Origin of the sequence: Curtobacterium sp. MCBD17_013 (assembly GCF_003234565.1) — a bacterium.
Taxonomy (GTDB): domain Bacteria; phylum Actinomycetota; class Actinomycetes; order Actinomycetales; family Microbacteriaceae; genus Curtobacterium.
The window spans coordinates 244,681-269,202 of sequence record NZ_QKTU01000003.1 but is presented as its reverse complement, the minus strand read 5'-3'; the positions used below and the strand labels follow the sequence as shown (position 1 = coordinate 269,202).

Sequence of the window (24,522 nt, the reverse complement as noted above, 5' to 3'; positions counted from 1 at the left end):
CGGTGCTCGCGCCCGGTACCCCCTTAGGCGGCGTGGGCACCGCGCCGGGTCTGCAGCTGTCGGTCGAGCCCCCACGTCGCGGTCGTGCCGTCGGGCCGCACCGCGAGGACCACGCACCCGTGCTCGGACGCGGCGAGCGCGGCGGCGGTCGCACCACCGGCCATCACGGCCGTGGCGAGGACGTCCGCGGTCACGATGTCGGCCGCGACCACGCTCGCCTGGACGAACCGCTCGCTCGTCGACTGGTCGCCGAGCGGAGACCAGATGTGTGCGCCACGCTCCGCGGTCCCCGAGGTCGCGACGGCGCGGTGCCGGGCGAGGAGCCGCACGCGACGGATGAGCGACGATCGGTCGGCGGGGTCGACGATCCCCGCGGTCCAGGGGCGCCCGGTCATGGTCGTGCCGGCGACGAGGACGTCACCACCGATGTTGCACACCCACCCCACGGCGTCGAGGTCGTCGAGCACGGCGCCGACCCGCTCGATCGCGAGCGCCTTCACGATGCCCGCGAGGTCCACGGTGCCATCGGGTCGATGGGGATCGAACGCGCCTCCCGAGCGGTTCCGCCAGTCGATCGCGAGCGCGTACACGGCTCGGTGCTCCGCGCTCGTGTCGCCGAGGCGGAGTCGGCCGTGAGCGACGTCGCTCGCCGGGGAGCGTGGGTCCCAGCGACTGAACTCGCGGTCGAGCCGGTCGACGACGGCGGTGATCCGGCCCTCCAGGCCACGGGTGTCGCCGCGGGGTCCGTCGACCCGGATCGACGCCATCGTGCCCATCGTCGGCACGACGAGTCGCACGCCGTCGGGCGCGTCGATGCCTCTGACGCCGGTGCCGTCCCCGGTCGGTGTCACCGACCCGATCGACGTCATCGCGCCTGGTCGAGCGCCGCCTGCAGTGACTGCAGGTACGCGTCGCTCGTGTAGGTCGCGCCGCTGATGGTGTCGACGTCGGCGGACTGGGCACTGAGGACCTCGTCCTCGAGGAGCGGCGCCGCCTGCTCACTGATCATGACGGAGCGCTGCTCGGCGTCGGTGAGGTGGAGGGGTGTCACGGCCGTGATCTTGCCGCCCGACACCGTGACCTCCACCTGGACGTCGCCGTACCGGGTCGACACCGTGGAGCCGGTGAAGGTCCCGTCGGTGAACGTCGCCGTGCTCGTCGAGCCGGACGACGACGAACCGGACGACGACGAGCCGGAGGACGAACCACCATCGTCGCCACTGGCCGCCGGGGTGGTCGTGGTGGTCGTCGTGTGTGGCTGCCCGACCTCCCAGGACCCCAGGACCACGGCGACCGACGCGAGGACCCCGCCGATGAGTGCCCGTTTCCTCATGACCACCCTCTCCTCACCAGTCGAATCGTTCGCGGTGCAGCCGGTCCGCGGGCAGACCTGCGCGTCGGGCGTCCGCCTCGACGAGGTCCGACCAGCCGTCCGGTCCGCAGATGTACAGGTCGCTGTCCGCGATGCCCGGCCAGACGGTGCCCGCGCTGACCCCGCGCGCCGTGTCAGCGGCGGCGAGCCACCCGTTCGGACCCCGGCCACGCGGGCCGATGCTCGTGTACACGCGGGCGCCGTGGTCGGTCGCCCACTGGAACACCTCGTCCCACAGGTACGTCTCGCGCTCGCTCCGGGCGCGGAGGAGGATCGTCACGGCGCCCCGGGGCACGTCGAGGTGGTCGAGGAACGCGCGGATCGGGGTGACGCCGATGCCGGAGGCAGCGACGGCGATCCGGTCGCCTGCCCGGACGCGGTCGGTGAAGACACCGTACGGTCCGGCGAACGACACGCGCGTTCCGGGCGGGAGCGTCGCGAGTCGACCGCTCCCGGCACCGAGGGACCGGACGGTGATCCGCAGCCGCGTGCTCGACGGAGCCGCCGACAGCGACAGCGGATGTGCGTGCCACCAGGTCTCGCCGGACCAGAACCGCCAGATGAGGAACTGTCCGCCGCGCGCCCCGAGTCGGTCGAGCCGACGTCCGCGGATCCAGAGCGACACGACGTCGGGCGCGATGCGCTCGACGTGCTCGACCACCATGCGGTGCCGGACGCTCCGGATCGCGGGCACGGTGAACCGGAACCAGCCGATCGCGCCGATCGCCGTCGCGTACAGGAGGATCCAGTACGTGCGCTGCCACGAGCCGTGTGCGAGCATGCCGCCGAGCGACAGCTGGTGTGGCAGAGCGATGAGCACCGCGACGTAGCTGAGGAGGTGGACAGCGTGCCAGCCCTCGTACGGCAGGTACCGTCGGACCGCGACGACGCTCGTCACGACCACCGCGATCATCGCCAGGATCGCGAGCAGCGAGAGGAAGACGTCGTACGTGGTGACGAGCGCCCACCCCTCGGCGAGGACATCGACGTGCGCCGCGAGCGCGTACCCGACGACGAGCAGCACCGCGTGGGCCAGCAACAGGTACAGGGACGGCTTGCCGAGGGACCGGTGCACGGCCATCGCGCTGTCGTGTCCCACCACGCGGTCGATCCACGGGATGCGGGCCGCGAGGACGATCATCACGAGCACGAGGTCGGTCCCGACGAGGCCAGCCGCGATCCCGAGGTCGGTGACGACGACACCGATGCCGTCCCACCGCACCGGGACCGCCGTGAGCCAGAGCGCGAGCGCCATGGCGGCCGAAACCCACACCGCGACGACGAGCAGGTCGACGGTGGCCTGGCGCGTCCGGTGCCGCCGGCGGAGCTGCCGCTCGGTGGGGCGCCGTGTGGGCGCTGCCCGCCCAACCGTCCCGATCGCCATGGGGTCTCCGATCCGCCGCGACGCCAGCACCCTGCCGGTGGTCGTGGGATGATCGAACGGTCTCAGGCTGTGTCGATCCCATGAGCGGGCCGGGGGCGGGTTGTGAGAACACGCGGGTTCTCCTCAGTGGCCGTACCCGCGCACGGCGGCTCCGAGAATCGACCGAGAAATGCCCGGTCACGCCGCGGATGTGCTGGGAGACTGCAGGTGATGACGAATCCCCCCGCACCCGCTGCCGCCGGACCCCAGCCGCGGCCAGCCCGAGCCCAGCACGTGTTCGTGGTCGACCGGACCGAGCGCCTCGGCCCGCACCTGGTCCGCGTGCACCTCGGCGGCCCCGCGTTCGACGACTTCGTCGCCGGGGCGTCGCCCGACCGGCTCGGCGCCGCCGACAAGTACGTCAAGCTCCTGTTCGCGCGTCCGGACCTCGGCCTCACCCCGCCGTACGACCTCGACGCGCTCCGCGGCCGACTCGCGCCCGAGGACATGCCGGTGCGCCGGACCTACACCGTCCGCGCCGTCGACCCGGTCGCCCGCACCATCACGATCGACTTCGTCGTGCACGGCGACGCGGGCGTCGCCGGCGTCTGGGCCGCGTCCGCACGGCCGGGCGACACCCTCGCGCTCTCCGGTCCCGGAGGCGGCTACTCCCCCACCGCCGACCCGGCGACCTGGCACCTCCTCGTGGCCGACGACTCCGCCTTGCCCGCCGTGGCCGCCGTCCTGGAGGCCCTGCCCGCCGCCGCCTCGGGACGCGCGTTCGTCGAGGTGGACGGCCCCGAGGACGAACTCCCGCTCGCGGCCCCGGACGGGGTCGTGGTGCGGTGGCTCCACCGCCGTGGGCCCGACGGAGCCGTCGCCGGAGCCGGGGCGCTGCTCACGGACGCCGTTCGCGGACTGTCGCGGCCCTCCCGGCCGGTCGCGGTGTTCGCGCACGGTGAGCGCGGCGCCATGCAGGCGATCCGAGCGATCCTGCAGGACGGCTGGGGAATCGAGCGCCGCGCGATGTCCCTGTCGGCATACTGGGCGCTGGGTCGCGCCGAGGACCGCTTCCAGGCCGAGAAGCGCGAGCCCGTCGGGCAGATCTTCGCCGACTGACCCCGCACCGCCCGCCCTCCGGGCCGGGTGCGCACCGCCCATCCTCGATCCGAGAGCGACCCGTGACCGAACCGACCACCCGGCAGCCGTCCGCCGACGCCGTGCCCCGCCGCGCCTGGCAGGCGATGATCGTGCTCCTCGCGGGCATGTTCATCGCACTGCTCGACACCACCATCGTGAACGTCGCCCTGCCGACGATCCGCCAGTCGCTCGACGCGTCCGAGGCGACGCTGTCGTGGATCATCTCGGGGTACGCGCTCGCGTTCGGGCTGACGCTGATCCCGGCCGGACGGGTCGGCGACCGCATCGGGCACAAGTGGGTGTTCTTCTCGGGGCTCGCGCTGTTCACCGCCGCGAGCTTCGCGTGCGGCATCGCCTCGGACGCCGTCTGGCTCGTCGTGTTCCGCGTGGTCCAGGGGCTCGCGGGCGGCATCTTCGTGCCCGCGGTCACCGCCCTCATCCAGCTGCTGTTCCCGCCGCGGACGCGCGGACGTGCGTTCGCGATCATGGGTGCCGTCATCGGGGTGTCCACGGCGCTCGGGCCGATCCTCGGTGGTCTGCTCATCCAGGCGTTCGGGGACACCGACGGATGGCGCACCGTGTTCTACGTCAACGTGCCGATCGGGATCGCGACCCTCATCGCGGCCGTCGCGCTCCTGCCGGCCCGACGCGACCTCGACGTCCGCGAGGGCGCGAAGGGCGTCGACCTCGTCGGACTCCTGCTCGTCTCCGCGGGCCTCGTCGCGCTGCTCGTCCCGCTCATCCAGGGCCAGGACGAGGGGTGGCCGCTCTGGACCTACCTGACGCTCGCGGCCGGTGTCGTGCTCATCGCCCTGTTCGCGCTGTGGGAGCTCCGGATCAGCCGCCGGGGCGCGGCACCGCTCGTCCCACCGCACCTGTTCAGCCACGGGGCGTTCACGGGCGGCGTCATCCTCGCCCTGGTGTACTTCGCCGCGTTCACGAGCATCTTCTTCACGATCTCGCTCCTCTGGCAGAGCGGCCTCGGCCACACCGCGCTCGAGTCCGGGCTCGTCGCGACCCCGTTCGCCGTGGGCTCGATCGCCGGCTCGTCGCAGAGCGCCCGGCTCGTGGGCCGGCTCGGACGCAACGTCCTCGTGCTCGGCACGGCGCTCGTCACGATCGGTCTCGTGTGGTCCTGGCTCGTCCTGCAGCTCACGGACGCGTCCGACCTGACGAACTGGGAGTTCCTGGCGCCGCTGTTCATCGCCGGCGTCGGCAACGGGTTCTTCATCGCCCCGAACGTGCAGATCATCGTCGCGACCGTCGACCCCGCCGAGGCCGGCGCCGCGAGCGCGGTCGTCAACGCGATCCAGCGGGTCGGCGCAGCCATCGGCATCGCGGTGATCGGGTCGGTGCTGTTCGGGACGCTGACGGTGTCCGGCCGCTCGAAGGCCGCGCTCGCCACCGGGTTCGGCGACGCCGCGGCCCACGCCATGCTCGTCAGCGCGGCGTTCGCGCTGCTCGCGTTCCTGCTCGTGTTCGTGCTCCCGCGGGGGCAGCAGCCCGGACGGGGACAGCAGCCCGGCCAGGGGCAGCAGCCCGGACGGGGGCAGCAGCCCGGGCAGGACGCGCAGACCGAGCCCACGCCGCACGACGAGCACACGGCCGCCGCCGACCACACGGCCCCCGCCCAGCCCACGCAGCATCACGACCACACACCGGCCCACCTCGCATCGCGGGCCCCGACGGACGCCGGTGGCACACGGGTCCCGGCGGAGCACCACGCCCGCCACGTCGCGCCGCCGGACACCGGAGCCTGATCGTCCCCATGGCCGCACCCTCCGGATCCCGCCGCGCCGTCGTGACGCGCCGGTCACTCGTCGTCGGGGCGGTCGGCGTCGCCGCGGTCGGTGCCCTCGGTGCCGCCGTCGACCTCCGGGCGCTCCCCGGGCGGTCCACCCTGTACCGGGTGCTCGGCCTGGACGGCCACGCCGGGCGCATCCCGGACGTCCGTCCCGTCCCGATGCGCTCGGGCTCGTTCACCTCGCGCGCACGACGCGGTCGACGGGTGGGCTGGACGGTCGCGGCGCCGACGTCGGACCACGCGCTCCCCGTCGTCGTCGCGCTCCACGGGTACGGGGACGACCACGCGGACCTGTTCGGGCACCGGCTCGGCCTCGACCGGTTCCTCGCCGAGCACGTCGACCACGGTGGTGCGCCCTTCGCGATCGCCGCGGTCGACGGGGGCGACCGCTACTGGCACCGGCGGGCCGACGGTGACGACCCCGCGTCGATGGTGCTCGACGAGTTCCTCCCCCTGCTCGCGCGGCAGGGACTCGACACGGGCCGCCTCGGGTTCACCGGGTACTCAATGGGCGGGTACGGCGCACTGCACTTCGCGGGAGTGCTCGGGCGCCACCGCGTCCGTGTCGTCTCCGCGCTGTCCCCCGCGCTGTGGACCACCGCCGGGGACACCGCCCGCGGTGCGTTCGACGACCCGACCGACTTCGCCGCGAACACGGTGACGGGCCGGCAGCGCGCGCTCGACGGCATCCCGGTGCGGATCGACTGCGGCACCGGCGACGGGTTCGAACCGGCGGTCCGGACGTACGTCGACGGATTCACCCGTCGTCCGGCCGGTGGGTTCGAGGCCGGCGGCCACGACATGGCGTTCTGGAGGCGCCTGGCACCCGACCACGTCGCCTTCCTCGGGCGGCACCTCACCTCGGCGACCTGACGGCCCGGCGGACGGCGGCGCCCGCCGGCCCGGCGGACGGCGGCGCCCGCCGGCCCGGCTAGCATCGGTGGAGTCACCGATCGGGCCTCGATTTGGGTCCGGGGTGCTCCGTCGAGCACCGGTCCGCCGCCCACGCCGTCCGGGAGCCCGCCATGACCGTGCCCACATCCGTGCCCACATCCGTGCCCGTCCCCACCGCCGTCCCGATCCCGGACCGGCGCGCCCCCGGTTCCCCGGCGCTCGACCGGGCCCTCGATCGCGCCGAGTCGGACGAGCCCATCGACGTGGACGACGCCACCGCCCTGCTCGGAGCCCGCGGTCGCGACCTCGACCGCCTGCTCGCCGTGGCCTCCCGGATCCGGGACGCCGGACTCGAGCGTGCCGGACGCGCCGGCGTCATCACCTACTCGAAGAAGGTGTTCCTGCCGATCACGCAGCTGTGCCGCGACCGCTGCCACTACTGCGTCTTCGTCGACACCCCCAGGGGCCTCGCCACGCGCGGCATCCCGACGTACATGGAGCCGGAGGCGATCCTCGCGATCGCCCGTGCGGGTGCGGACATGGGCTGCAAGGAGGCCCTGTTCACGCTCGGCGACCGCCCGGAGGACCGCTGGCGTGCGGCGCGCACGTGGCTCGCGGACCACGGGTACGACTCGACGCTCGACTACGTGCACGCCATGGCGCGGCTCGTCCGCGAGGAGACCGGGCTGGTCCCGCACCTCAACCCGGGCGTGATGTCCTGGGCCGAGATGCAGCGCCTCCGCCCGGTCGCGGGCTCCATGGGGATGATGCTCGAGACGACCGCGACGCGGCTGTGGTCCGAACCCGGCGGCGTGCACCACGGGTCCCCCGACAAGGACCCTGCGCTGCGGCTCCGGGTCATCGAGGACGCCGGACGCTCCCGCATCCCGTTCACCACGGGCGTCCTGCTCGGGATCGGCGAGGACCACCACGACCGCGCCGAGGCCCTGTTCGCCATCCGCGGGCTGCACGAGCGGTACGGGCACGTGCAGGAGACCATCGTCCAGAACTTCCGCGCGAAGCCCCGGACGGCGATGCAGAACGAACCGGACCTCGGCCTCGTCGAGTACGTCGCCGCCGTGGCCGTCGCGCGCGTCGTGATGGGGCCGGACACCACCGTGCAGGCGCCGCCGAACCTCACCGACGCGGCCGAGCTCGACCTGCTCGTCCGCGCGGGCGTCGACGACTGGGGCGGCGTCAGTCCGCTCACCGCCGACCACGTCAACCCGGAGCGGCCGTGGCCGGAACTCGACACGCTCGCGGACCTCACCGCCCGGTCCGGGTACACGCTCCGCGAACGGCTCACCGCCCACCCGCGGTACCTGGCCGACGCCGACCGCTGGCTCGACGACGCCGTCCGACCTGCCCTGGAGGCCCTGCAGGACCCCGTCACCCGGCTCGCGGATGAGCAGGCACCCGTCCGCGGTCGGTCCGCCACCCGCGACGACGGCGCGCCGGTGCGACTCGGGCGCGACGCGGCGGCACCGCCCGTCGGCGATCCCCGGGTCGACGCCGCACTCGCCGCGGCGACCGTCGCCGCCGGGACCGACCCGTCCGCGATCACGGACGAGGACGCCGCCGTGCTGCTCACCGCCCGTGGCGCGCAGCTCGACGCGCTCGCCGAGCTCGCCGACCGCGTGCGGGCCGCGGCGGGACTCGACGCCGTGACCCACGTCGTGAACCGCAACATCGACACCGCGCGGCTCGTCGGGGACGACCACGAGGCCGGGAAGGGGGACGGTCTGAGCGTCGACGACGTCGCTGCCCTGGCCGCCGAGGCGGCCGCGCTCGGCGCGACCGAGGTGTGTCTGCAGGGACGACCCGACCCGAGCCTCCCGGCCGCCGTGTACACCGACGTCGTCCGCGCGGTCCGTCGCGCGGCCCCTGCCCTGTCGGTGCACGCCTTCCGGCCACCCGAGCTCGTCGACGGCGCGGCCCGTGCGGGGGTCGACCTGCCCGGGTTCCTCCGGATGCTCCGGGACGCCGGCGTGACGAGCGTGCCCGGCACGGCCGCCCGTGTCCTCGACGACGACGTGCGCGCCGTGCTCAGCGAGGGGCAGGACCCACCGGCGACGACCTGGTCCGAGACGATCAGCGCCGCGCACGCGGCCGGTCTGCCCTCGACCGCGACCCTGGTATACGGGCACGTCGAGACGCCAGAACAGGTCGTCGCGCACCTCCGGACGATCGCGCGCGTGCAGGACCGCACCGGCGGGTTCACCGAGTTCATCCCGATGCCCTTCGTCCCGGCGGACGCACCCGCCGCGGTCGCGGCGGTCGCCGGGCCCGGTCCGACACCGTCGGAGTCCCGCGCGGTCATCGCGGTCGCACGGCTGCTGCTCGCGGGGCGGATCGACCACGTGCAGGCGGCGTGGACGAAGCTCGGGCTCGCGACGGCGGCCGACGTGCTCCGAGGTGGCGCGGACGACGTCGGCGGCGTCCTGCTCGACGGCGCGCTCCGACCGTCAGCCGGCCCGGAGGCGGGCCTCGTGCTCGAACGGCGGGACCTCGAGGCCCTCGCGGCAGCCGCGGGACGTCCCCTGCGGGAGCGACGGACGGACTACGGGGCCGTGACACGCGAGGGCGAGGGCTCCCCCGCGTGACCGGGCCGGTCGCACCGTCGCCCTGGCACACCCTGCCCGCCGTGGTCGACACGGTCGTGGTCGGGGCCGGCATCGGCGGGATCGCGGTGGCGTCGGGCCTGTTGCGGGCGGGGCACCGGGACCTCGTCGTCCTCGAGCGCGCGGACGACGTCGGCGGGACGTGGCGTGACAACGTCTACCCCGGCGTGGCATGCGACATCCCCGCCCGTCTCTACGCGTTCTCGTTCCGCCCGAACCCCGACTGGAGCCGCCGGTTCGCGCCCGGCGCGGAGATCCAGGCATACCTGCAGGGCGTGGCCCGCGCCGAGGGCGTGACGCCCCACGTGCGCTTCGGCACCGAACTGCTCGACGCGCGGTGGCACGAGGGACCCGAGGACGCGGCCGGCTGGGTCCTCACCACGAGCCGCGGGGTGGTCCGGTGCCGCTCGCTGGTCCTCGCGGCCGGCCGGCTGTCGGAACCCCGGCTGCCGGCCGTGCCGGGGCTCGATCGGTTCCCCGGCACCGTCGTCCACAGCAGCGCGTGGGACCCGACGACGTCGGTGGCGGGCGCGCGGGTCGCGGTGATCGGTACCGGTGCATCGGCGGTGCAGCTCGTGCCGCACGTGGCGGTCGAGGCGGCACGGACGGTCGTGTTCCAACGCTCGGCGCCCTACGTCGTCCCGCGGAACGACGAGGCGGTGCCGACGACGGAGCGCGAGCACGCCGCGGCCGACCCGGCGTTCCTCGCGCGCGAGCGCGCCACACTGTTCGACCAGGCCGAGGCTGGGCACGTCGCCCGCCGCGCTCCCGGTGCCGCCCGCGACGCCCTGCGTCGGCTCGCGCTCGACCACCTCGCCGCGCAGGTGCCCGACCCGGCGATGCGACGCGCGCTCACCCCGGACCACGAGATCGGGTGCAAGCGGGTCCTGCTCTCGGACGACTACTACCCGGCGCTGGCGTCCGGTCGCGCCGTGCTCGAGTCGTCGGCGCTCGTCGCGGTGGACGACACGGAGGCCGTCGCCGACTCCGGGCGCCGGCACCCGGTCGACGTGATCGTGCTCGCGACGGGCTTCGCCGCCACCGACCCGCCCGTCGCCCGACGCGTGCGGGGCCGCGACGGCCTGTTGCTCGCCGACCACTGGGGCGGCGGGATGACGGCCTGGGCGACGACCCTGGTGGCCGGGTTCCCCGACCTCTTCGTCGTCGACGGGCCCAACGCGGCGCTCGGCCACAACAGCGCCGTCGACATGATCGAGACGCAGGCACGGTTCGTCGTCGCGGTCCTGCGACGCGCGCGGGCCGACGGTGCGCGCACGGTCGAGGTGGACTCCGACGCCGAGCGCCGATGGACCGCGGATCTCGACGCGATGGCCGCGGGCACGGTCTGGCTGACCGGCGGATGCCGCAGCTGGTACGTCGACGAGCGGAGCGGCCGGCTCACCCTGCTCTGGCCGGGGACGGCGCGCGCGTTCCGGCGGACCCTCGAGCGGTTGGCCACCCAGCCGCTCCCCCGACGACCGGCCTGAGATGCATCGCGCGCTCACCACGCGATCCGTTCGAACTCTGCTCGCAACGTCGCTCCGCGCGCCGGGTGCACCTGCTCCACCCAGCCGACCCGTCCCTCCAGATGGGCGCGGAAGTCGGCGTGGTCGCCCCGGTCCTGCGACGCCGGTCCGTACCGCACGCAGTTGTGCAGGATCGCTCGGAGGCGGTCGAGCTCGCGTCGGCCGACGCCGGGCACCGCGTTCACGACCACGCCCGTGACCGACTGGCGGACCCCCTGCCGCCGCACGCGCGTCTTCCGGGGGTTCAGCGCGTGCCCCTCGTCGGCGACGATCCGGTCGACGCCGCGCAGGAACGCGTCGGGTCGCGCGGCGATCGCGCCGTCGCCGCTGAACGCCAGGTCGTCCGCGTACCGCGTGTAGACGGCGTCCGCGGCCTGCGCCCACCCGGCGAGCCGGGCGTCGAGTCGGCGGAGCGACAGGTTCGCCAGCGCCGGCGAGGACGGCGCACCCTGCGGCAGGTGTGGCGTGGCGAGGGCCTGGCGGAGCGCCCACCGCTCGTCGAGGTCCCCGCCCGGCGGCATCGCGCGGAGCACCGCGTCCGGCACGACGTGCGTGCACAGTCCGGTGAGCACGTGCGCCACCGGTTCGGCGTACCCGACCCGGCGGAAGATCCCGTACACGCGGGAGGCCGGGACGGCCGCGAAGAAGGACACGAGGTCGGCACTCACGACGACGTCGTGCCCGACGTGGACCTCGGCACCGGACAGCGCGCTGCGACCGCGCACGAAGCCGTGCACCGCGTCGGACAGCGGGAGGGGCGCCAACACCTGGTCGAGCACCACCCGCTGCATCGTCCGGAGCTGGTGGAGCGGCGCCTCGAGCAACCGTGGGGTCCGTCCCGGGCGCTGGACCCACCGGTGCTCGTAGTGGTGGAGCGGACTCCCGGCCGGGACCCGACGGTTCCACCCGCGGGTGTCGGCGAACCAGAGCAGCCGCTCGGTGGTGACACCGAGCAGCGCCGCGAGATCGGGCAACGCGTCGACGACGGGAACGTGCGCCGCGACCGGAGCCGCGACCACGGGTGCGACCGTGCGCACCCGGAGCCGCACGGGCCGGCGGGCTGTGAGGCGTGCGAACGCCGCGGTGAACGAGCGGTCGGACGCGAGGACCCCGGCCAGCCGACGCGGCGCGTCCCGTGGGGCGCGCGGGTACACGGCGAGGACGGCCGCGACCGCGGGCTCGACCAGACCCGGACGGCGTCCGACCGTCGTGGTGCCGGCGGCCGAGAGCTCCGCGGGTCGCCACGCCGACGCGGCCAGGAAGGCGTCCGCGAGCGCGATCGCCGTCTCGACGAGACCGGCCGAACGCTCCGGGGCGACGAGCCGCGAGGTCGGTGGCGGGTCGGCGTGCTGGTGGTCCCCGGACGACTCGTCGTGCCGTTCGGGAGCGTCAGCGCGCGGAGCGCGCCCGAGCTCCTGAGGCGTGTGTTCCTGGTCGATCCGCGTGCCCCGGGGTAGCCCCGGAGAGGATGCAGCAGCGCGTGCTCCATCCGCCTCGCCCGGGGACCACCGCACGGGCTCACCATAGTGCGCAGCGGATCGTCCTGGTGGTGCGGGATCAGGACCGGGCGAACGCCGCCAGCGTCCGCGGCCCCAGGCCGGACCCGAGGGCGGCCAGGTGCGCGCGGGTGTCGACGTCACGTCGGAGGCCGGTGAGGCCCGGCAGGTCGAGCTCCGTGTAGCCCTGGGCCCGATGGGCGCGGGCGGAGCCGCGTCCGAACTGCGGGCGGTGGTCGTGGCCGTGGAGTGCCGTGAGCAGGACGGTGCCGGTCCCGTCGGCGTCCGGCAGCACCGCGCGCGGGTACGCCGCCGCCGCCGCGAGCGCGGCACGGAGCTGCGCCGCGTCGAGTGCGGGCAGGTCGCCCTGGAGGACCGCGGTCGGGCCGTGTGCGCACGTCGCGACGCCCGCGAGCACCGCGGCGTCGAGGCCGCGGCCCGGGTCCTCGACCACGGTGACGGCGAGGGCGTGGAAGGCCGGCGCGGACGACGGGTGGGTCACGACCACGACCGGCGCGACCGTGGCGGCGACGGCGACCGTGTCGAGCGCGATGGCGAGGGCCTGCTCGGGCGTGGCCGCGAGTCGCGTCTTGGCCCCCGCCGTGCCCTTGACCGGGACGACGATGGTCCAGTCCGGGGTCACGGCACCTCGGTGGGCGGCAGGATCCGGTGGGTGCGGGTCTGCTGGGCCTGCTCGGCCGCGGCCGCGGCCGCGGCCAGACCGGCCTCGTAGCCGTCGCGGTGCGCCTCGGCGGAACCACGCCGGAACCAGTCGCGCTCGGCCGGGTACTGGAGCACCCGCGCGCCGGGCGCGGCGGCGTCGAGCAGGTGCCCGAGTCCGCGGACCACCGCGACCGGGAGGCCCGTCGCCTTGCCCTTGGCGAGGTCCGCCGCGGCGGCGATCTCGTCGCCGACCGCCGGAGCGGTCACCCCGAGTGGCCGTCCGCTCGCGTCGAGGGTCCCGGCGAGGTCGACGAGCAGCCGGACGCCACTCGCGCCGATCGCGACGTCGGTCTGCCCGGTGCGCCACGCCCGCCCGAGCGTGTCGGTGACGACCACGCCGAGGCGGAGGCCGAAGCGGGCCTCCAGGGCCGTGCGGATGCGGCGGGCGGAGGCGTCCGGGTCCTCCGGCAGACGGAGGACGGTGCCGTCGGCGGTGTTCGAGGCGTCGACCCCGGCGGCGGCACCGACGATGCCGAGCCGGTTCTCCACGATCCGGGTGACCCGCCCGTCGGGGGTGGGACGTTCGGCGACGACGCGGACGGTCTCCTCGGCGATCACGCGGTCACGATCGGCGGCGGGGGCCGTCCGCCCCTCGGCCTTCGACACGACCTTGCTCGTCACCGCGAGGACGTCGCCGTCGGCGAGCGCCTGCTCGGGGTCCGCGGCGATGGCGTCACCGATGAGCGCGGTGAGGTCGGCACCCGGAACGACCTCGGGCACGCCGCGGATGGCGAAGACGGTGAACCGGGTCACCTGGTCAGCTTCGGCAGGACCGCGTCGGAGAACACATCGATCCATTCTCGCTGGTTCCGCCCGACGTTGTGCAGGTAGATCCGGTCGAAGCCGAGGTCCGCGTACCGCTGCAACGCCCGGAGGTGCACGTCCGGGTCGCTCGAGATGACCATGCGGCCCTCGAAGTCCTCGGGGCGGACGAGCTTGGCCATCTGCTCGAACTCGAACGGCGAGCGGATGTCGGCCTTCGGGAACTTCATGCCGCCGTTCGGCCACTCGACCATCGCGTTCCGGAGCGCCTCCTCGTCGGTCGGCGCCCAGGACAGGTGCACCTGGAGGACGCGGGGCATGGTCGACGGGTCCTTGCCGGCCTCGCGCGCGCCCTCGTCGAACTTGGCGAACAGGCCCGCGATCTTCTCGAGCGGTGCCCCCACCGTGATGAGGCCGTCGACCGTCCGCCCGGCGCGCTTGGCGGTCACGGGACCGGCGGTGGCGACGAGGATCTCCGGCGGCACCTCGGGCATGGTCCACAGCCGGGTCGACTCGAGCTTGAAGAAGGTGCCGGAGTGCTTGACGTCCTTGCCCGCGGCCGAGGCCCGGAACAACTTCTGCATGACGTCGATGGCCTCGAACATGCGGTTGATGCGTTCCGGCGTCTCGGGCCAGTACTGCCCGACGACGTGCTCGTTGAGCGCCTCGCCGGATCCGAGTCCGAGCCAGTGCCGGCCCGGGTACATGGCGGCGAGGGTCGCCGACGCCTGGGCCACCATCGCCGGGTGCCAGCGGAACGTCGGAGCCGTGACGCCGGGCCCCATGTCCCCCCGGGTCCGTTCGCCGATGGCGGTGAGCACGTTCCACACGAACGAACTCTGACCCTGCGCGGGGACCCACGGCTGGAAGTGGTCGGCGGCCATCACCCCCGAGAACCCGTGCTGCTCGGCGTACTCGCTCAGCGCGACGGCCTCGGTCGGGTGGAACTGCTCGAGCATGGCGGCGTAGCCGATGGTCGGTCCGGTCACGGGATGCGTCCTCCTGTCGTGGGGGCCCGTGCGCCTGATGCATCCGCGGTCCGGGCTCCGGCTCGATCGTACGGGCGGTCAGGTCATGACGCTGGCTGCGGATCCGCGACGACCATCCGCTCCGCTCACGCTCCCCGGGCCTCCAGCCCGAGCGCCAGCGCGGCCCGCGCCATGTCGGCCGTGGCGTCGTCGTCGGTCATCCAGAGCGGGACGGCCCGGGTCGGGAGCCCGTCGCGCTGCAGCTCGGCCGCGGCGTCCGCGTCGACCTCGTCGACGAGCCAGGCGTCGAGCAGCCCGCCGTCCCGCCGGGCGCCGTAGTGCCGTGCGATCCCCGCGGCCGTCGCCTCGACGCCGGCCACCGCACAGCAGACGTCCGCCATGCCACGCACGGGTCGACCTCCGATCACCGGGGCGACGCCGACCACCGGACCCCGGGCCGCGGCGAGCGCCTCGCGGACCCCTGGCACGCCGAGCATCGTGCCGATCGACACCACCGGGTTCGACGGCGCGAGGAGCACGACGTCGGCACCACGGATCGCCGCCGCTGCCGCCGCACTGACCGACGCCCGTTCGACGCCCTGCTGCACGAACCCGTGCGTGGGGATCGCGGCGCGGTGGCGCACCCACCACTCCTCGAAGTGGATGCGGTCCCGGGTGCCGTCGGGACGGTCGACGTCGACGAGGGTCGGGACCTCGTCGTCGGTCACGGGCAGGAGCGTGACGTCGAGGGCCCACCGCGCTGCCAGCCGCGCCGTGGCCCGGGTCAGGTCGTCGCCGTCGCGGAGCATCGCGGTGCGCGCGATGTGCGTGCCGAGGTCGAGGTCGCCGAGCGTGAACCACGGCCACCCCACGCCGTAGGCGGTGAGCTCGGCGCTGACGCGTTCGGACTCACCGGCACGCCCCCATCCGCGCTCGGTGTCGTTCGCGTCGGCGAGGGCGTACATGACGGAGTCGAGGTCGGGGCACACGCGCAGCCCGGTGAGCCAGAGGTCGTCACCCGTGTTCACCACGACGGTGACGTCGAGGTCCTGCTGCCGCGCGAGGTGCCGCACGCCGCGCGCGAACCGTCCCCCGCCGACGCCGCCGGCGAGCACGGTGACGGAACGGCGGGTGGGCACGGGTGTCGAGGTCGAGGAGGCCATGCGTCTGATCCTCCCAGGCACCGGGAACGCCAGGGAACGCGGATCGATCCGGCACGGATCAGCAACACGAGGAGCACGTCCCCCACATCGTCCGACATGCGTCGTGGTGCCGCGTCCCGGGCCGCAGAAGTGCGCGAACGGCTCCGTTTGTCCCCCGTTCGATGGGTGGCACCCGGACATGCGGGACGGCACGGCCGAGAACGCGTTGCATCGCCTGCGTCGACGTCAGCCCGTACGGCGCGTCGCGATCACACCGGCGCAGGGCCCGACGTCCACGCGCTCCAGAGCAGACCGAGAAGCAGACCCGAGAAGCACCACCGACATCAGGGAGAACGCGATGATCGACACCACCACCATGAACGACATCTTCGACGCGACGGTCATCGACCGCGACGGCGACAAGGTCGGCACCGTCAAGCAGGTCTACGTGGACCAGAACGACGGTCACCCGCTGTTCGCCAGCGTCTCGACGGGACTCTTCGGCACCTCCGAGTCCTTCGTCCCGCTCGAGAACGCGGACTACAGCAACGGCACGCTCACCGTCGGGTACGACAAGGCCAGGATCAAGGACGCCCCGCGGGTGGACGCCGACGGCCAGCTCGGCATCGACGAGGAGAACACCCTGTTCTCGTACTACGGCATCACCGGCGGCACCGGCACGACGGACACCTACGCGGGCACGGACACCACCACGACCGGCACCGACACCACGGGCACGGTCGGCACCGACACCACGGGCACGGTCGGCACCGGCACCACGGGCTTCGAGGGCGCCGGCCACGACACGTCCGGCCCCGACACCGACGACGCCATGACCCGTTCGGAGCAGCACCTCCAGGTCGGCACGCAGCAGGTCCAGACCGGCCGTGCGCGCCTCCGCAAGCACGTCGTCACCGAGCAGCAGAACGTCACCGTCCCCGTCCAGCACGAGGAGGTCCGACTCGAGCGCGAGCCGATCACCGACGCGAACGTCGGCGCCGCGACCGACGGCCCGGAGCTCAGCGAGGAGGAGCACGAGGTGACCCTCAGCGAGGAGCGCGTCGTCGTCGACAAGGAGACCGTGCCGGTCGAGCGCGTCCGCCTCGGCAAGGACACCGTCACCGAGCAGGAGAACGTGACCGAGGACGTCGCGCACGAGGAGATCGAGCTCGAGGGCGACGGCGGCACCACCGGCACGACGGGCACCACGCGGAGCTGACTCCGCAGCACCGTCACCACGACGACGGCCTGCCACCCATCGGTGGCGGGCCGTCGTCGTTCGTCGTGCAGGACGCGTCCGGACCGCACGGGACGTCGACCCCGAAGAGGGGCCTGCGCGGCACCTGGGAGGCGCCGGTACGGTCGCCGCACGGGGGAACTCCGCGACACCGCCGTCCCGTCCGAGCCCGCGGGAGCGGCGGCCCCGCCGTTCCGGTTCCGCCGCCCGCCCGGGTGGCCCGAACCGTCGGCGGAGTGGGTCGCCCTGCACCAACTGTGGGAGCCGCCGGAGGGCTGGTCCCCGGCACCGGGCCTCCCGGCCGCGGCACGCCGATGGCGCTTCTGGACGCGCGATCGCGCGGCGATGCTCGCGTTCCTCGGCCCGTCGTGGTCGACGGCCCGACGCGCCCTCACCGACGGCACGCCGACCACCGCGTTCGTCGGCGGCGTCGGCGGCGGGGACGCCGCGACGATCCGCGCGATCACCTGCGGCGGGGTCTGACCGGACGACCGGCGGATCAGCGCGCGTCGGTGCCAGGGACGCCAGCGCGTCCGGGCGCGGTGTGCTCGAGCTCGGGTGCCGGTTCCCCCAGCACCCACCGGGCCACGGCGTCACCCAGCAGCGGGCCCATCGTCAGTCCGGCCGCGCCGTAGCCCGTCGCGACGACGACGCCCGGCGTACCCGGCAGCGCACCGACGACCGGCATGGTGTCGTCGGGCAGGGGCCGCAGCCCGACCCGCGTCTCGATGAGCGTCGCGTCCGCGAGTCCCGGCGCGACCGCCAGCGCGTCCTGCAGGACCTGGAGCTGCCCGGCCGCGGTGACGCGTGGGTCGAACCCGCTGCCGGTCTCGCGGGTCGCGCCGACGGCGACGCGCGAGTCGTCGAACGCCACGAGGTAGTGGTGCGACAACGGGTGGACGGAGGGCCAGGCGGACGTGTCGACGCCCTCGACGCGGAGGTGCGTGATCTGACCGCGCTGCGGTGCGACCGGGACGGCGGCACCCGTGGATGCGAGGAGGTCCCGTGACCACGCGCCCGCGGCGACCACGACGACGTCCGCCGTCGTGTCCGCGCCGTCGACGTCGACCAGCGGCCGGCCCTGCACGACGCGCACCGACCGGACGTGGCCGCCCCGCCGCACCGCGCCGAGGCGCTCGGCCGCCAGGAGGAGCGCATCACGGAGCGTGCGGCCGTCCACGCGTCCGCCGCCCTCGATGAAGAGCGCGTCGAGTCCCGCGGCGAGCGGAGGGAAGCGTCGTCGGGCCTCGGCGTTCGTGATGCGCTCCACCGCGCCGACGACCGACCCGGCGACGGCCGCCCGCGACCGGACCCGGGCCTCCGCCGCGTCCAGGAGGGCCGGGTCGGCGTTGACGACGAGCGCACCGCTCCGACGGTGGTCGGTCCGGGTCACGCCGACGCCGGCGAGCTGCGCGAGCAGGTTCGGGTAGAACGCGGCGCCCGCCGCGTAGAGGTCGAGGAACGGCCCGTCGACCGCGGACGACCAGGGCTGCAGGATCCCCGCACTCGCCGCGGTCGCCTGCCCGGTCGCGCCGTCGTCGACGACCGTCACGGCCACCCCACGGCGCGCCAGGGCGAACGCGGTGGCGGCGCCGGCGATCCCGGCTCCGATCACGAGGGCGGTGGCGGTGGTGTCGGAGCGGGGCACGGAGCGGCTTCCTGTCGGCGGGCGGGGGCGCGACGATGCTCTCACGAGCCGGCGACGAGGCAGCGCCGGTACCGGTACGCCGCGTGCGAGGGCGTGACGAGGTCACGATCGCGGAGGATCGTCATGCGCGGCCGCGACGCGGAACGGCAGGCGGCGGCGAACGTCGTGCGGAGCGCGTCGCTGTACTCGACGTCGATCACCCGTCCGCCGTACACGCGGGTGTACGCACGGCACTCGTCGTAGCGCACGCACTCCTCGGCGACGGCGAAGTCGAAGCCCGCGACGTCCCGCCCCCGCGTGCCGAGGCCCGGCGCGTTCTTCTGCCCCGCGGCGAGGCCGTCCCGGTGCGCCACGTCGACCAGGAGCGCGGCGGTGGCGAGGGCGTCAGCGCGGCTGAGGCGCCCGCGCGAGCGCGTCCACGAGTCGAGGTTGTCGAACTCGACGGCGTCGAACCCACGACGTGCACAGCGGTCCACGGTGCGGGACAGGACCCGGACGACGTCTCGACGGTGCGCCGCGGTCCCGGTGTCCAGGAGGACCTCGTCCGGCCACCCGGGATCGCTGACCGGTTTCCCCGATGCGGTCCGGAGGAGGTCCCTCGGGTGCTCGCGCCGCCACCACGCGGTGTCCTGGGGCTGGGTCTGGAACCCGTTGACGTAGCAGATCCCGTACGTGCCCGGTGCCGGATGCGCGGTGCTGTCCCGTTCGACGATCGTGACGCCGGCGGGCGGACGGTAGGCGCCGCCGAGCTGGTAGTCCGGGCGCCCGCGGGTGGGGAACGGCCGGACCGGCGGGGACGAACGCGTCGCGGTGGACGCGGGTGCCGCGACGGCGAGCCTCCCGACACCGAGCCTCCCGACACCGAGCCTCCCGATGGCGGCCGACGCGGGTCGGTCCGCCGGCACGGCGGACGCCACGGGCGGGGCGACCACCCAGCCGGCCACGACGAGCACGGCGGCCATGCAGGCCCGCCCGAAGACGCGACGAGCGGTCACCCGCCGAGCACCGCCCAACCGGAGGCCGCCAGTCGGACGCGACCGTGGTCGACCTCGCCCGCGCCCGCCTCGATCGTGGTCGACCCGGCCGCGGGCAGCGACACCACCTCGTCACCGATGTTGAGCGCGGTGACGACCGCGTCCGTGCCGATCGCCGTCCGGAGCACGATCGCCGTGTTCTCGAGGTGCACGACGTCCGTGTGCGCGCGGTGCAACCACGGGTGGCGACGCCGCACGGCGACGAGCGCCTGGTGCGTGCGGAACGCGTCCCGGCCCTCCGGATCGAGGTCGGCCGGAGCCGGTGGCACGGGTGGGAACGCCGGGCGCACGGCGTCGTCGCCGCCGACCCGGGCCTCCTTGACGCCGCGGAAGGCGTACTCGTCGCCCGCGTACACGCTCGGCACGCCGGCCACCGTGAACAGGACCGCGAGGGCGTGCGGCAGGTGCCGCGGACCGACCGCGGACGTGATGCGCGTCACGTCGTGGTTGCCGACGAACGTGCTCGGGACGAACGTCGACAGGAGCGCGTCGTGCCGGCGGATCGCGTGTGCGAGCTCGTGGCAGTTGCCGTCCGCGATGCCGTGCCAGATGCCCTGCCACAGCTCGTACTGGGTGACCGAGTCCATGGTCGAGGCCCGCACGACGGCACCGGCGTCACCGTGGATCACCTCACCCGAGAACCAAGCGTCCGGGTGCCGCTCTCGCACGCGGGGCAACACCGCCGCCCAGAACGCGGGCGGCACGGCGTACGCGGCGTCGAGGCGCCAGCCGTCCACGCCGCGGTCGAGCCAGTGGGTCATGACGTCGACGACCAGGTCGACGGTCGCCGAGGAGCCGTGGTCGAGGGCGACGAGTTGGTCGTGGCCCTCGAACACGTCCGCGTCGACGCGGTCACCGGGACGCCACCCGTCCCAGCGCACGCGGAACAGTCCGGCGGTCGGGGCCGCGGGTCCGTCCTCCTCGAGCGCTCGGAACGCCGGATGCGCGCGCCCCACGTGGTTGAACACCCCGTCGAGCAGCACCCGGACGCCGCGGTCGTGCGCCGCGGCGACGAGACGGAGGAGGTCGTCCTCGTCCCCGAGCCGCGGGTCCACCCGGAAGTGGTCGAGCGTGTCGTAGCCGTGCGTCGACGACGCGAACACCGGTCCCAGCGCGATGCCGTTCAGCCCGAGGTCGACGACGTGGTCGAGCCACGCCTCGAGTCGGCCGAGCCGGTGCTCGACCGGGCGTTCCCGTGCCGACGGCGCGGGGGCATCCGGCGGACGGATGTCGGCACCGACGAACCCCAGCGGGTACACGTGCCACCAGAGGGCGTGCTCCACCCAGGACGTCATCGACCACCTCCGGTTCGTCGGCCTGGTCGACCCTACCGATCCGCGCTGGGGGCCACGCGCTCAGGAGCCGGACCAGCCCGGTGCGACGAGGCCTGTCTCGTAGGCGAACACGACGAGCTGCGCCCGGTCCCGTGCGCCGAGCTTCACCATCGCCCGGCTCACGTGTGACTTCGTCGTCGCAGGGCTGATGAACAGGCGTTGGGCGATCTCGCTGTTCGACAGTCCCCCGGCGACCCAGCGCATGACCTCGCGCTCCCGGTCGGTCAAGCGGTCGAGTGCAGGGGTCAGTTCCGCCGGGGTGGCGTGCGTGGCGAAGGCGGCGACGAGGGACCGGGTCGCCCCCGGCGAGAGCAACGAGTCACCCGCGACCACCGTCCGGATCGCGCGGAGGAGCTCGGCCGGCTCGGTGTCCTTGACCAGGAACCCGGCCGCTCCGCCCCGGATCGCCTCGAACACGAAGGCGTCCTCCTCGAAGGTCGTGAGGACCACGACGCGCACGTCACGGAGCGCCGGGTCGGCACCGACGCGCCGCGTTGCCACGAGTCCGTCGACGCGGGGCATCCGGATGTCCATGAGCACGACGTCGGGATGGTGTTCCACGGCAGCACGCACGGCGTCCTCGCCGTCGGCGGCCTCGGCGACGACGGCCATGTCGGGCTCGGACTCGACGAGCGCCCGCAGTCCGGCGCGGACGAGTGCCTGGTCGTCCGCGATCACCAACCGGAGCGGTGCCGCCTCGCTGGCGTCATCCACGGTGTGCCTCCTGTCCTCGCTCGAGGGCAGCGGTCCGTCGGTCCGTGGTGTCCGTGCCCGTGGTCGTGGTCGTGGTCGTGGTCGTGCCGCTGGTCGGGAGCCGCGCGTGCACCCGCCACCCGCCACCGGTGACCGGGCCGGCTTCGAGCACGCCCCCGACCGCAGCCACCCGCTCCCGCATGCCGATGATGCCGTTGCCCGACGGACCGAGGCCGGCCTGGGCGCGGTCGAGGGTGTCCTGCGGGGCGTCCACCGAGGCCGACGCGGAGGACGCGGCCGACGCGGCCGGGTCCGGCGGTGCAGCAGGGCCCCTCCGCCCGCGCGCGTCGGGCAGGTCCTCCACGGTGACGTCGAGGACTTCCGCAGACGCGCCGACGACCACCGCGACACGATTCCACGGCGCGTGCTTCATGACGTTCGTCACCGACTCCTGCACGATGCGGAACGCCGTCCGATCCACGATGCGGTCGACGGCGCCGAGGTCGCCGTCGACGTCGAGCGTGACGTCGAGTCCGGCCGCCTCCGCGCGCAGGACGAGATCCCGGAGTCGATCGAGGCCGGGCACCGGGGACCGTTCGGGCACCACGACGCCCCCGTCCCCGGTCGCCTCGATCCCACTCCCGGTCGCGGCACCCGCGCCGCCGCTGTTCGTTCCCGCGTCCGGATCGTCCACCCTGCGGAGGACCCCGAGCACCGCGCGGAGCTCCACGAGGGCCTCGTGGCTGGCGTCGCGGATGCTCGTCAACGCGGCCCGGGTCGGGTCCGGCAGGTCGGCACCGAGGTGCAGCGCCACCCCGGCTTGCAGGTTGATCAGCGACATGTTGTGCGCCACCGAGTCGTGCAGCTCCCGAGCGATGCGGACGCGTTCGTCCTCCGCGCGCCGCCGGACCGCTTCCGCGCGTGCGCGGCGGGCCTCGGCCGCGCGGAGCACGCGGACGCGAGCGAGCTCGCTGAGCGCGATCGTGAGCCCACCCCACGCGAGCATGACGGTGGCCGTCCCCCAGGGCAGGACGGACGAACGCCCGGTCGCGAGGTCCACCCACGGGAGCGCGAACGCGCCGATCGCCACCGCCGCGGCCGCGGAACGGCGACGACCCGACAGCCACGCGTTCACCGCCGCCATGGTGAGGGCCGCCACGAAGGGACCCCGCGGGCTCACGAGGACCGCGTAGCCGAGGGTCGTCGCCAGCGTCACGCCGAGGACGACGACCGGCCAACGCCACCGGAACGGCAGGACGACCACCGCAGCGACGAGCATCGCGATCGCGAGCGGACCGGGTGCCGCCACGACGGCCTCCCCCGCTCCCGGCCCCCACGGCGGTCCCGGATGAGCGGGCACGGTGCCGGGCGTCGGCCCGGTCCAGCGCGACAGGACGAGGGTGCCGACGAGTTGCAGTGCCGCCACCGGGAGCACCCTGCCGACGCGCGCGAACCGCCGCCGCCCGGTCTCGGTGGGTCTCCTCATGCCCGGAAGCCTAGGTGCCGACCGGGCCGCCGTCGTCCGCCCGGGGAGGTGTCCGTGGACTCCTCCCTCCGGCGTGATGCGTGTGGAGGAACGACCTCGGGTACTGCCGTCGGGAGCACGTCCAGGAGCGTCCCCCGAGCGGACGACAGGACGACCGCGGAGCAGGAGCCTGGACCGGTCGCACCAGCGACGCCCAGCCACCGACCGAGGAGGTCACCATGACACCCGCACTCACCGCACTCGCCGCCGCACCGTCCTGGCACGGCGGCCCACCCATGGCCCCGTTCGCCGTGTTCCCCGTCGTGTTCCTCGCGACCCTCGTCGTGCTCGCCCTCGTGTTCGGGGTCCTCCGCCGCGGGCCGTGGCGCGCTCGCTCCGACGCCCGGGCCGTCCTCGCGGACCGGTTCGCGCGCGGCGAGATCGACGCGACGGAGTACCGGGCGCGGTCGTCCGAGCTCGACCGACGTTGACGCCGCGGCACCGTGCCGCACGCCGCGGTCGCCGCCGGTCCCGGGACTACGTCCCGTCTCCGCCCGCGGCGGCCGCGTCGGACACGACGCCCTGCGCCTGCTCGAGCAGCCCGGTCGCGAGGTCGTTCAGCACGAGGTACAGCCCGGCCCGGTGCTCGGCGTCGACGGCCCGCATGACCCCCTCGTAGCGGCGCCGGATCTGCGCGACGACGGCCTGACCCGCGGGTTCGAGCGTCAGCAGGGACCCGCGCCGGTCGGCCGGGTTCGGGATCCGCTTGATGAACCCGCCCGCCACGAGTCGGTCGAGCATGCTCGTGACCGCACCGGAGGTCAGCTCGAGGAACCCGGCGACCTCGGTCGGCGTGGACCGGGCCGTGTCGTCGATGAGCACGAGCGCCCGCAGCGCGTTCTCATGCACGCCCGCGAGGAGGCTCAGCTGCCGCATGAGGGCGGCGTTCGCCCGCTGTACGGAGGTGAACGCCGCGATGAGGTCGGACACGTCCTCGTCCGCTGTTCCCACCCGTCACCCCCCTGCTCCCGCCCGGAGGTACGCACGCTACACCGAGTCCAGGTCGTCCTCGGCGCGACCCGCGAGCGCCGCGGTTGCCGGACGACGCCCCCGATCGAGGGGGACGACGGCCGCGCCTGGCAACGACGAAGCCCCGGACCTGCGGCTGATGCCGGGAGGTCCGGGGCTGGTGGTGCGCCCCCTGGGACTTGAACCCAGAACCCACTGATTAAGAGTCAGTTGCTCTGCCAATTGAGCTAGAGGCGCGTACCGTCGCGGCTCGCCGCAACGGAGAACAACA

22 protein-coding genes and 1 tRNA gene are annotated in these 24,522 nt (G+C 74.4%); 8 read left to right on the top strand and 15 right to left on the bottom strand.

Annotated features, from left to right (window positions below; translation table 11 throughout):
• Positions 1-23: 23 nt before the first annotated feature.
• The 3 genes from DEI81_RS05965 to DEI81_RS05955 are packed head-to-tail and all read right to left on the bottom strand — an operon-like array spanning position 24 to position 2,756.
• A complete protein-coding gene (locus tag DEI81_RS05965; RefSeq protein WP_111009579.1) occupies positions 24-869 on the bottom strand; it encodes an FAD:protein FMN transferase in 846 nt (281 codons plus the stop codon).
• Positions 866-1,333: an FMN-binding protein gene (locus DEI81_RS05960; protein WP_111009578.1), complete on the bottom strand. Its 468-nt coding sequence runs from the start codon at positions 1,331-1,333 to the stop codon at positions 866-868. The genes DEI81_RS05965 and DEI81_RS05960 overlap by 4 nt, the downstream gene beginning before the upstream one ends.
• A 13-nt stretch (positions 1,334-1,346) precedes the next feature.
• Positions 1,347-2,756: a ferric reductase-like transmembrane domain-containing protein gene (locus tag DEI81_RS05955; protein ID WP_181435333.1), complete on the bottom strand. Its 1,410-nt coding sequence runs from the start codon at positions 2,754-2,756 to the stop codon at positions 1,347-1,349.
• A gap of 210 nt (positions 2,757-2,966) precedes the next feature.
• Between DEI81_RS05955 and DEI81_RS05950 the strand changes: the two genes are divergently transcribed.
• The 5 genes from DEI81_RS05950 to DEI81_RS05930 all read left to right on the top strand — a co-directional run bounded on the left by DEI81_RS05950 (position 2,967) and on the right by DEI81_RS05930 (position 10,681).
• Entirely contained in the window at positions 2,967-3,854 is an 888-nt protein-coding gene (locus DEI81_RS05950) for a siderophore-interacting protein (RefSeq protein WP_111009576.1), read from the top strand.
• Between the two features lie 62 nt (positions 3,855-3,916).
• A complete protein-coding gene (locus DEI81_RS05945) occupies positions 3,917-5,635 on the top strand; it encodes a DHA2 family efflux MFS transporter permease subunit (RefSeq protein WP_258368525.1) in 1,719 nt (572 codons plus the stop codon).
• An 8-nt stretch (positions 5,636-5,643) separates the two neighbouring features.
• A complete protein-coding gene (locus DEI81_RS05940; RefSeq protein ID WP_111009575.1) occupies positions 5,644-6,552 on the top strand; it encodes an alpha/beta hydrolase family protein in 909 nt (302 codons plus the stop codon).
• A gap of 152 nt (positions 6,553-6,704) precedes the next feature.
• Complete coding sequence (gene cofG, locus DEI81_RS05935) at positions 6,705-9,176, top strand: 7,8-didemethyl-8-hydroxy-5-deazariboflavin synthase CofG (RefSeq protein ID WP_111009643.1); 2,472 nt, start codon at positions 6,705-6,707, stop codon at positions 9,174-9,176.
• Positions 9,173-10,681 (top strand): NAD(P)/FAD-dependent oxidoreductase, encoded by a 1,509-nt coding sequence (locus tag DEI81_RS05930; RefSeq protein WP_220035636.1) that lies wholly within the window; start codon positions 9,173-9,175, stop codon positions 10,679-10,681. The genes cofG and DEI81_RS05930 overlap by 4 nt, the downstream gene beginning before the upstream one ends.
• A gap of 14 nt (positions 10,682-10,695) precedes the next feature.
• Here the strand turns inward: DEI81_RS05930 and DEI81_RS05925 are convergent, their stop codons facing one another.
• The 5 genes from DEI81_RS05925 to cofD form a co-directional block, all read right to left on the bottom strand.
• A complete protein-coding gene (locus DEI81_RS05925) occupies positions 10,696-12,234 on the bottom strand; it encodes a reverse transcriptase family protein (RefSeq protein WP_111009574.1) in 1,539 nt (512 codons plus the stop codon).
• Positions 12,235-12,277: 43 nt separating this feature from the next.
• Complete coding sequence (cofC, locus tag DEI81_RS05920) at positions 12,278-12,859, bottom strand: 2-phospho-L-lactate guanylyltransferase (protein ID WP_111009573.1); 582 nt, start codon at positions 12,857-12,859, stop codon at positions 12,278-12,280.
• Entirely contained in the window at positions 12,856-13,692 is an 837-nt protein-coding gene (gene cofE, locus DEI81_RS05915; protein WP_258368524.1) for a coenzyme F420-0:L-glutamate ligase, read from the bottom strand. The genes cofC and cofE overlap by 4 nt, the downstream gene beginning before the upstream one ends.
• Positions 13,689-14,690 carry a TIGR03557 family F420-dependent LLM class oxidoreductase gene (locus DEI81_RS05910; protein WP_258368523.1) on the bottom strand — a complete coding sequence of 334 codons (1,002 nt, stop codon included), beginning with the start codon at positions 14,688-14,690 and terminating at the stop codon, positions 13,689-13,691. Before DEI81_RS05910 ends, cofE begins: the two co-directional genes overlap by 4 nt.
• Before the next feature lie 125 nt (positions 14,691-14,815).
• Entirely contained in the window at positions 14,816-15,832 is a 1,017-nt protein-coding gene (gene cofD, locus DEI81_RS05905) for a 2-phospho-L-lactate transferase (protein ID WP_111009571.1), read from the bottom strand.
• 337 nt (positions 15,833-16,169) lie between these two features.
• Here cofD and DEI81_RS05900 point away from each other — a divergent pair, with 337 nt between their 5' ends.
• Entirely contained in the window at positions 16,170-17,030 is an 861-nt protein-coding gene (locus tag DEI81_RS05900; RefSeq protein WP_111009570.1) for a DUF2382 domain-containing protein, read from the top strand.
• A 363-nt stretch (positions 17,031-17,393) separates the two neighbouring features.
• Positions 17,394-17,531 carry a hypothetical protein gene (locus tag DEI81_RS16165; protein WP_181435332.1) on the top strand — a complete coding sequence of 46 codons (138 nt, stop codon included), beginning with the start codon at positions 17,394-17,396 and terminating at the stop codon, positions 17,529-17,531.
• Positions 17,532-17,547: 16 nt separating this feature from the next.
• Here DEI81_RS16165 and DEI81_RS16160 read toward each other — a convergent pair whose 3' ends face one another.
• From DEI81_RS16160 to DEI81_RS05875, 5 genes are read right to left on the bottom strand one after another with little or no spacing between them, the layout of a single operon-like run.
• Positions 17,548-18,696 (bottom strand): FAD-binding oxidoreductase, encoded by a 1,149-nt coding sequence (locus DEI81_RS16160; RefSeq protein ID WP_111009569.1) that lies wholly within the window; start codon positions 18,694-18,696, stop codon positions 17,548-17,550.
• A 41-nt stretch (positions 18,697-18,737) separates the two neighbouring features.
• The gene (locus tag DEI81_RS05890; RefSeq protein WP_258368522.1) at positions 18,738-19,691 is read right to left on the bottom strand and encodes an endo alpha-1,4 polygalactosaminidase; all 954 of its coding nucleotides are present in this window, start codon (positions 19,689-19,691) and stop codon (positions 18,738-18,740) included.
• Entirely contained in the window at positions 19,688-21,025 is a 1,338-nt protein-coding gene (locus tag DEI81_RS05885) for an alpha-amylase family protein (RefSeq protein WP_111009568.1), read from the bottom strand. Before DEI81_RS05885 ends, DEI81_RS05890 begins: the two co-directional genes overlap by 4 nt.
• Positions 21,026-21,085: 60 nt before the next feature.
• Entirely contained in the window at positions 21,086-21,778 is a 693-nt protein-coding gene (locus tag DEI81_RS05880) for a response regulator transcription factor (protein ID WP_258368521.1), read from the bottom strand.
• On the bottom strand, positions 21,771-23,243 hold the full coding sequence (locus tag DEI81_RS05875; protein WP_146244027.1) for a sensor histidine kinase: 1,473 nt from the start codon (positions 23,241-23,243) through the stop codon (positions 21,771-21,773). The genes DEI81_RS05880 and DEI81_RS05875 overlap by 8 nt, the downstream gene beginning before the upstream one ends.
• Before the next feature lie 218 nt (positions 23,244-23,461).
• Between DEI81_RS05875 and DEI81_RS05870 the strand changes: the two genes are divergently transcribed.
• The gene (locus DEI81_RS05870) at positions 23,462-23,713 is read left to right on the top strand and encodes an SHOCT domain-containing protein (RefSeq protein ID WP_220035635.1); all 252 of its coding nucleotides are present in this window, start codon (positions 23,462-23,464) and stop codon (positions 23,711-23,713) included.
• A gap of 46 nt (positions 23,714-23,759) precedes the next feature.
• On the opposite strand, the gene DEI81_RS05865 is transcribed toward DEI81_RS05870, so the two are convergent.
• Positions 23,760-24,212: a MarR family winged helix-turn-helix transcriptional regulator gene (locus DEI81_RS05865; protein ID WP_111009566.1), complete on the bottom strand. Its 453-nt coding sequence runs from the start codon at positions 24,210-24,212 to the stop codon at positions 23,760-23,762.
• Between the two features lie 200 nt (positions 24,213-24,412).
• A tRNA-Lys gene (locus tag DEI81_RS05860) sits at positions 24,413-24,488 on the bottom strand.
• Positions 24,489-24,522 lie beyond the last annotated feature (34 nt).

What these genes read in the sequence shown, in the direction of transcription:
- DEI81_RS05965 (WP_111009579.1), bottom strand. Translation starts at nt 869, where the DNA reads ATGACGTCGATCGGGTCGGTGACACCGACCGGGGACGGCACCGGCGTC.
- DEI81_RS05960 (WP_111009578.1), bottom strand. Translation starts at nt 1,333, where the DNA reads ATGAGGAAACGGGCACTCATCGGCGGGGTCCTCGCGTCGGTCGCCGTG.
- DEI81_RS05955 (WP_181435333.1), bottom strand. Translation starts at nt 2,756, where the DNA reads ATGGCGATCGGGACGGTTGGGCGGGCAGCGCCCACACGGCGCCCCACC.
- DEI81_RS05950 (WP_111009576.1), top strand. Translation starts at nt 2,967, where the DNA reads ATGACGAATCCCCCCGCACCCGCTGCCGCCGGACCCCAGCCGCGGCCA.
- DEI81_RS05940 (WP_111009575.1), top strand. Translation starts at nt 5,644, where the DNA reads ATGGCCGCACCCTCCGGATCCCGCCGCGCCGTCGTGACGCGCCGGTCA.
- cofG (WP_111009643.1), top strand. Translation starts at nt 6,705, where the DNA reads ATGACCGTGCCCACATCCGTGCCCACATCCGTGCCCGTCCCCACCGCC.
- cofD (WP_111009571.1), bottom strand. Translation starts at nt 15,832, where the DNA reads ATGGCCTCCTCGACCTCGACACCCGTGCCCACCCGCCGTTCCGTCACC.
- DEI81_RS05900 (WP_111009570.1), top strand. Translation starts at nt 16,170, where the DNA reads ATGATCGACACCACCACCATGAACGACATCTTCGACGCGACGGTCATC.
- DEI81_RS16165 (WP_181435332.1), top strand. Translation starts at nt 17,394, where the DNA reads ATGCTCGCGTTCCTCGGCCCGTCGTGGTCGACGGCCCGACGCGCCCTC.
- DEI81_RS05885 (WP_111009568.1), bottom strand. Translation starts at nt 21,025, where the DNA reads ATGACGTCCTGGGTGGAGCACGCCCTCTGGTGGCACGTGTACCCGCTG.
- DEI81_RS05875 (WP_146244027.1), bottom strand. Translation starts at nt 23,243, where the DNA reads ATGAGGAGACCCACCGAGACCGGGCGGCGGCGGTTCGCGCGCGTCGGC.
- DEI81_RS05870 (WP_220035635.1), top strand. Translation starts at nt 23,462, where the DNA reads ATGACACCCGCACTCACCGCACTCGCCGCCGCACCGTCCTGGCACGGC.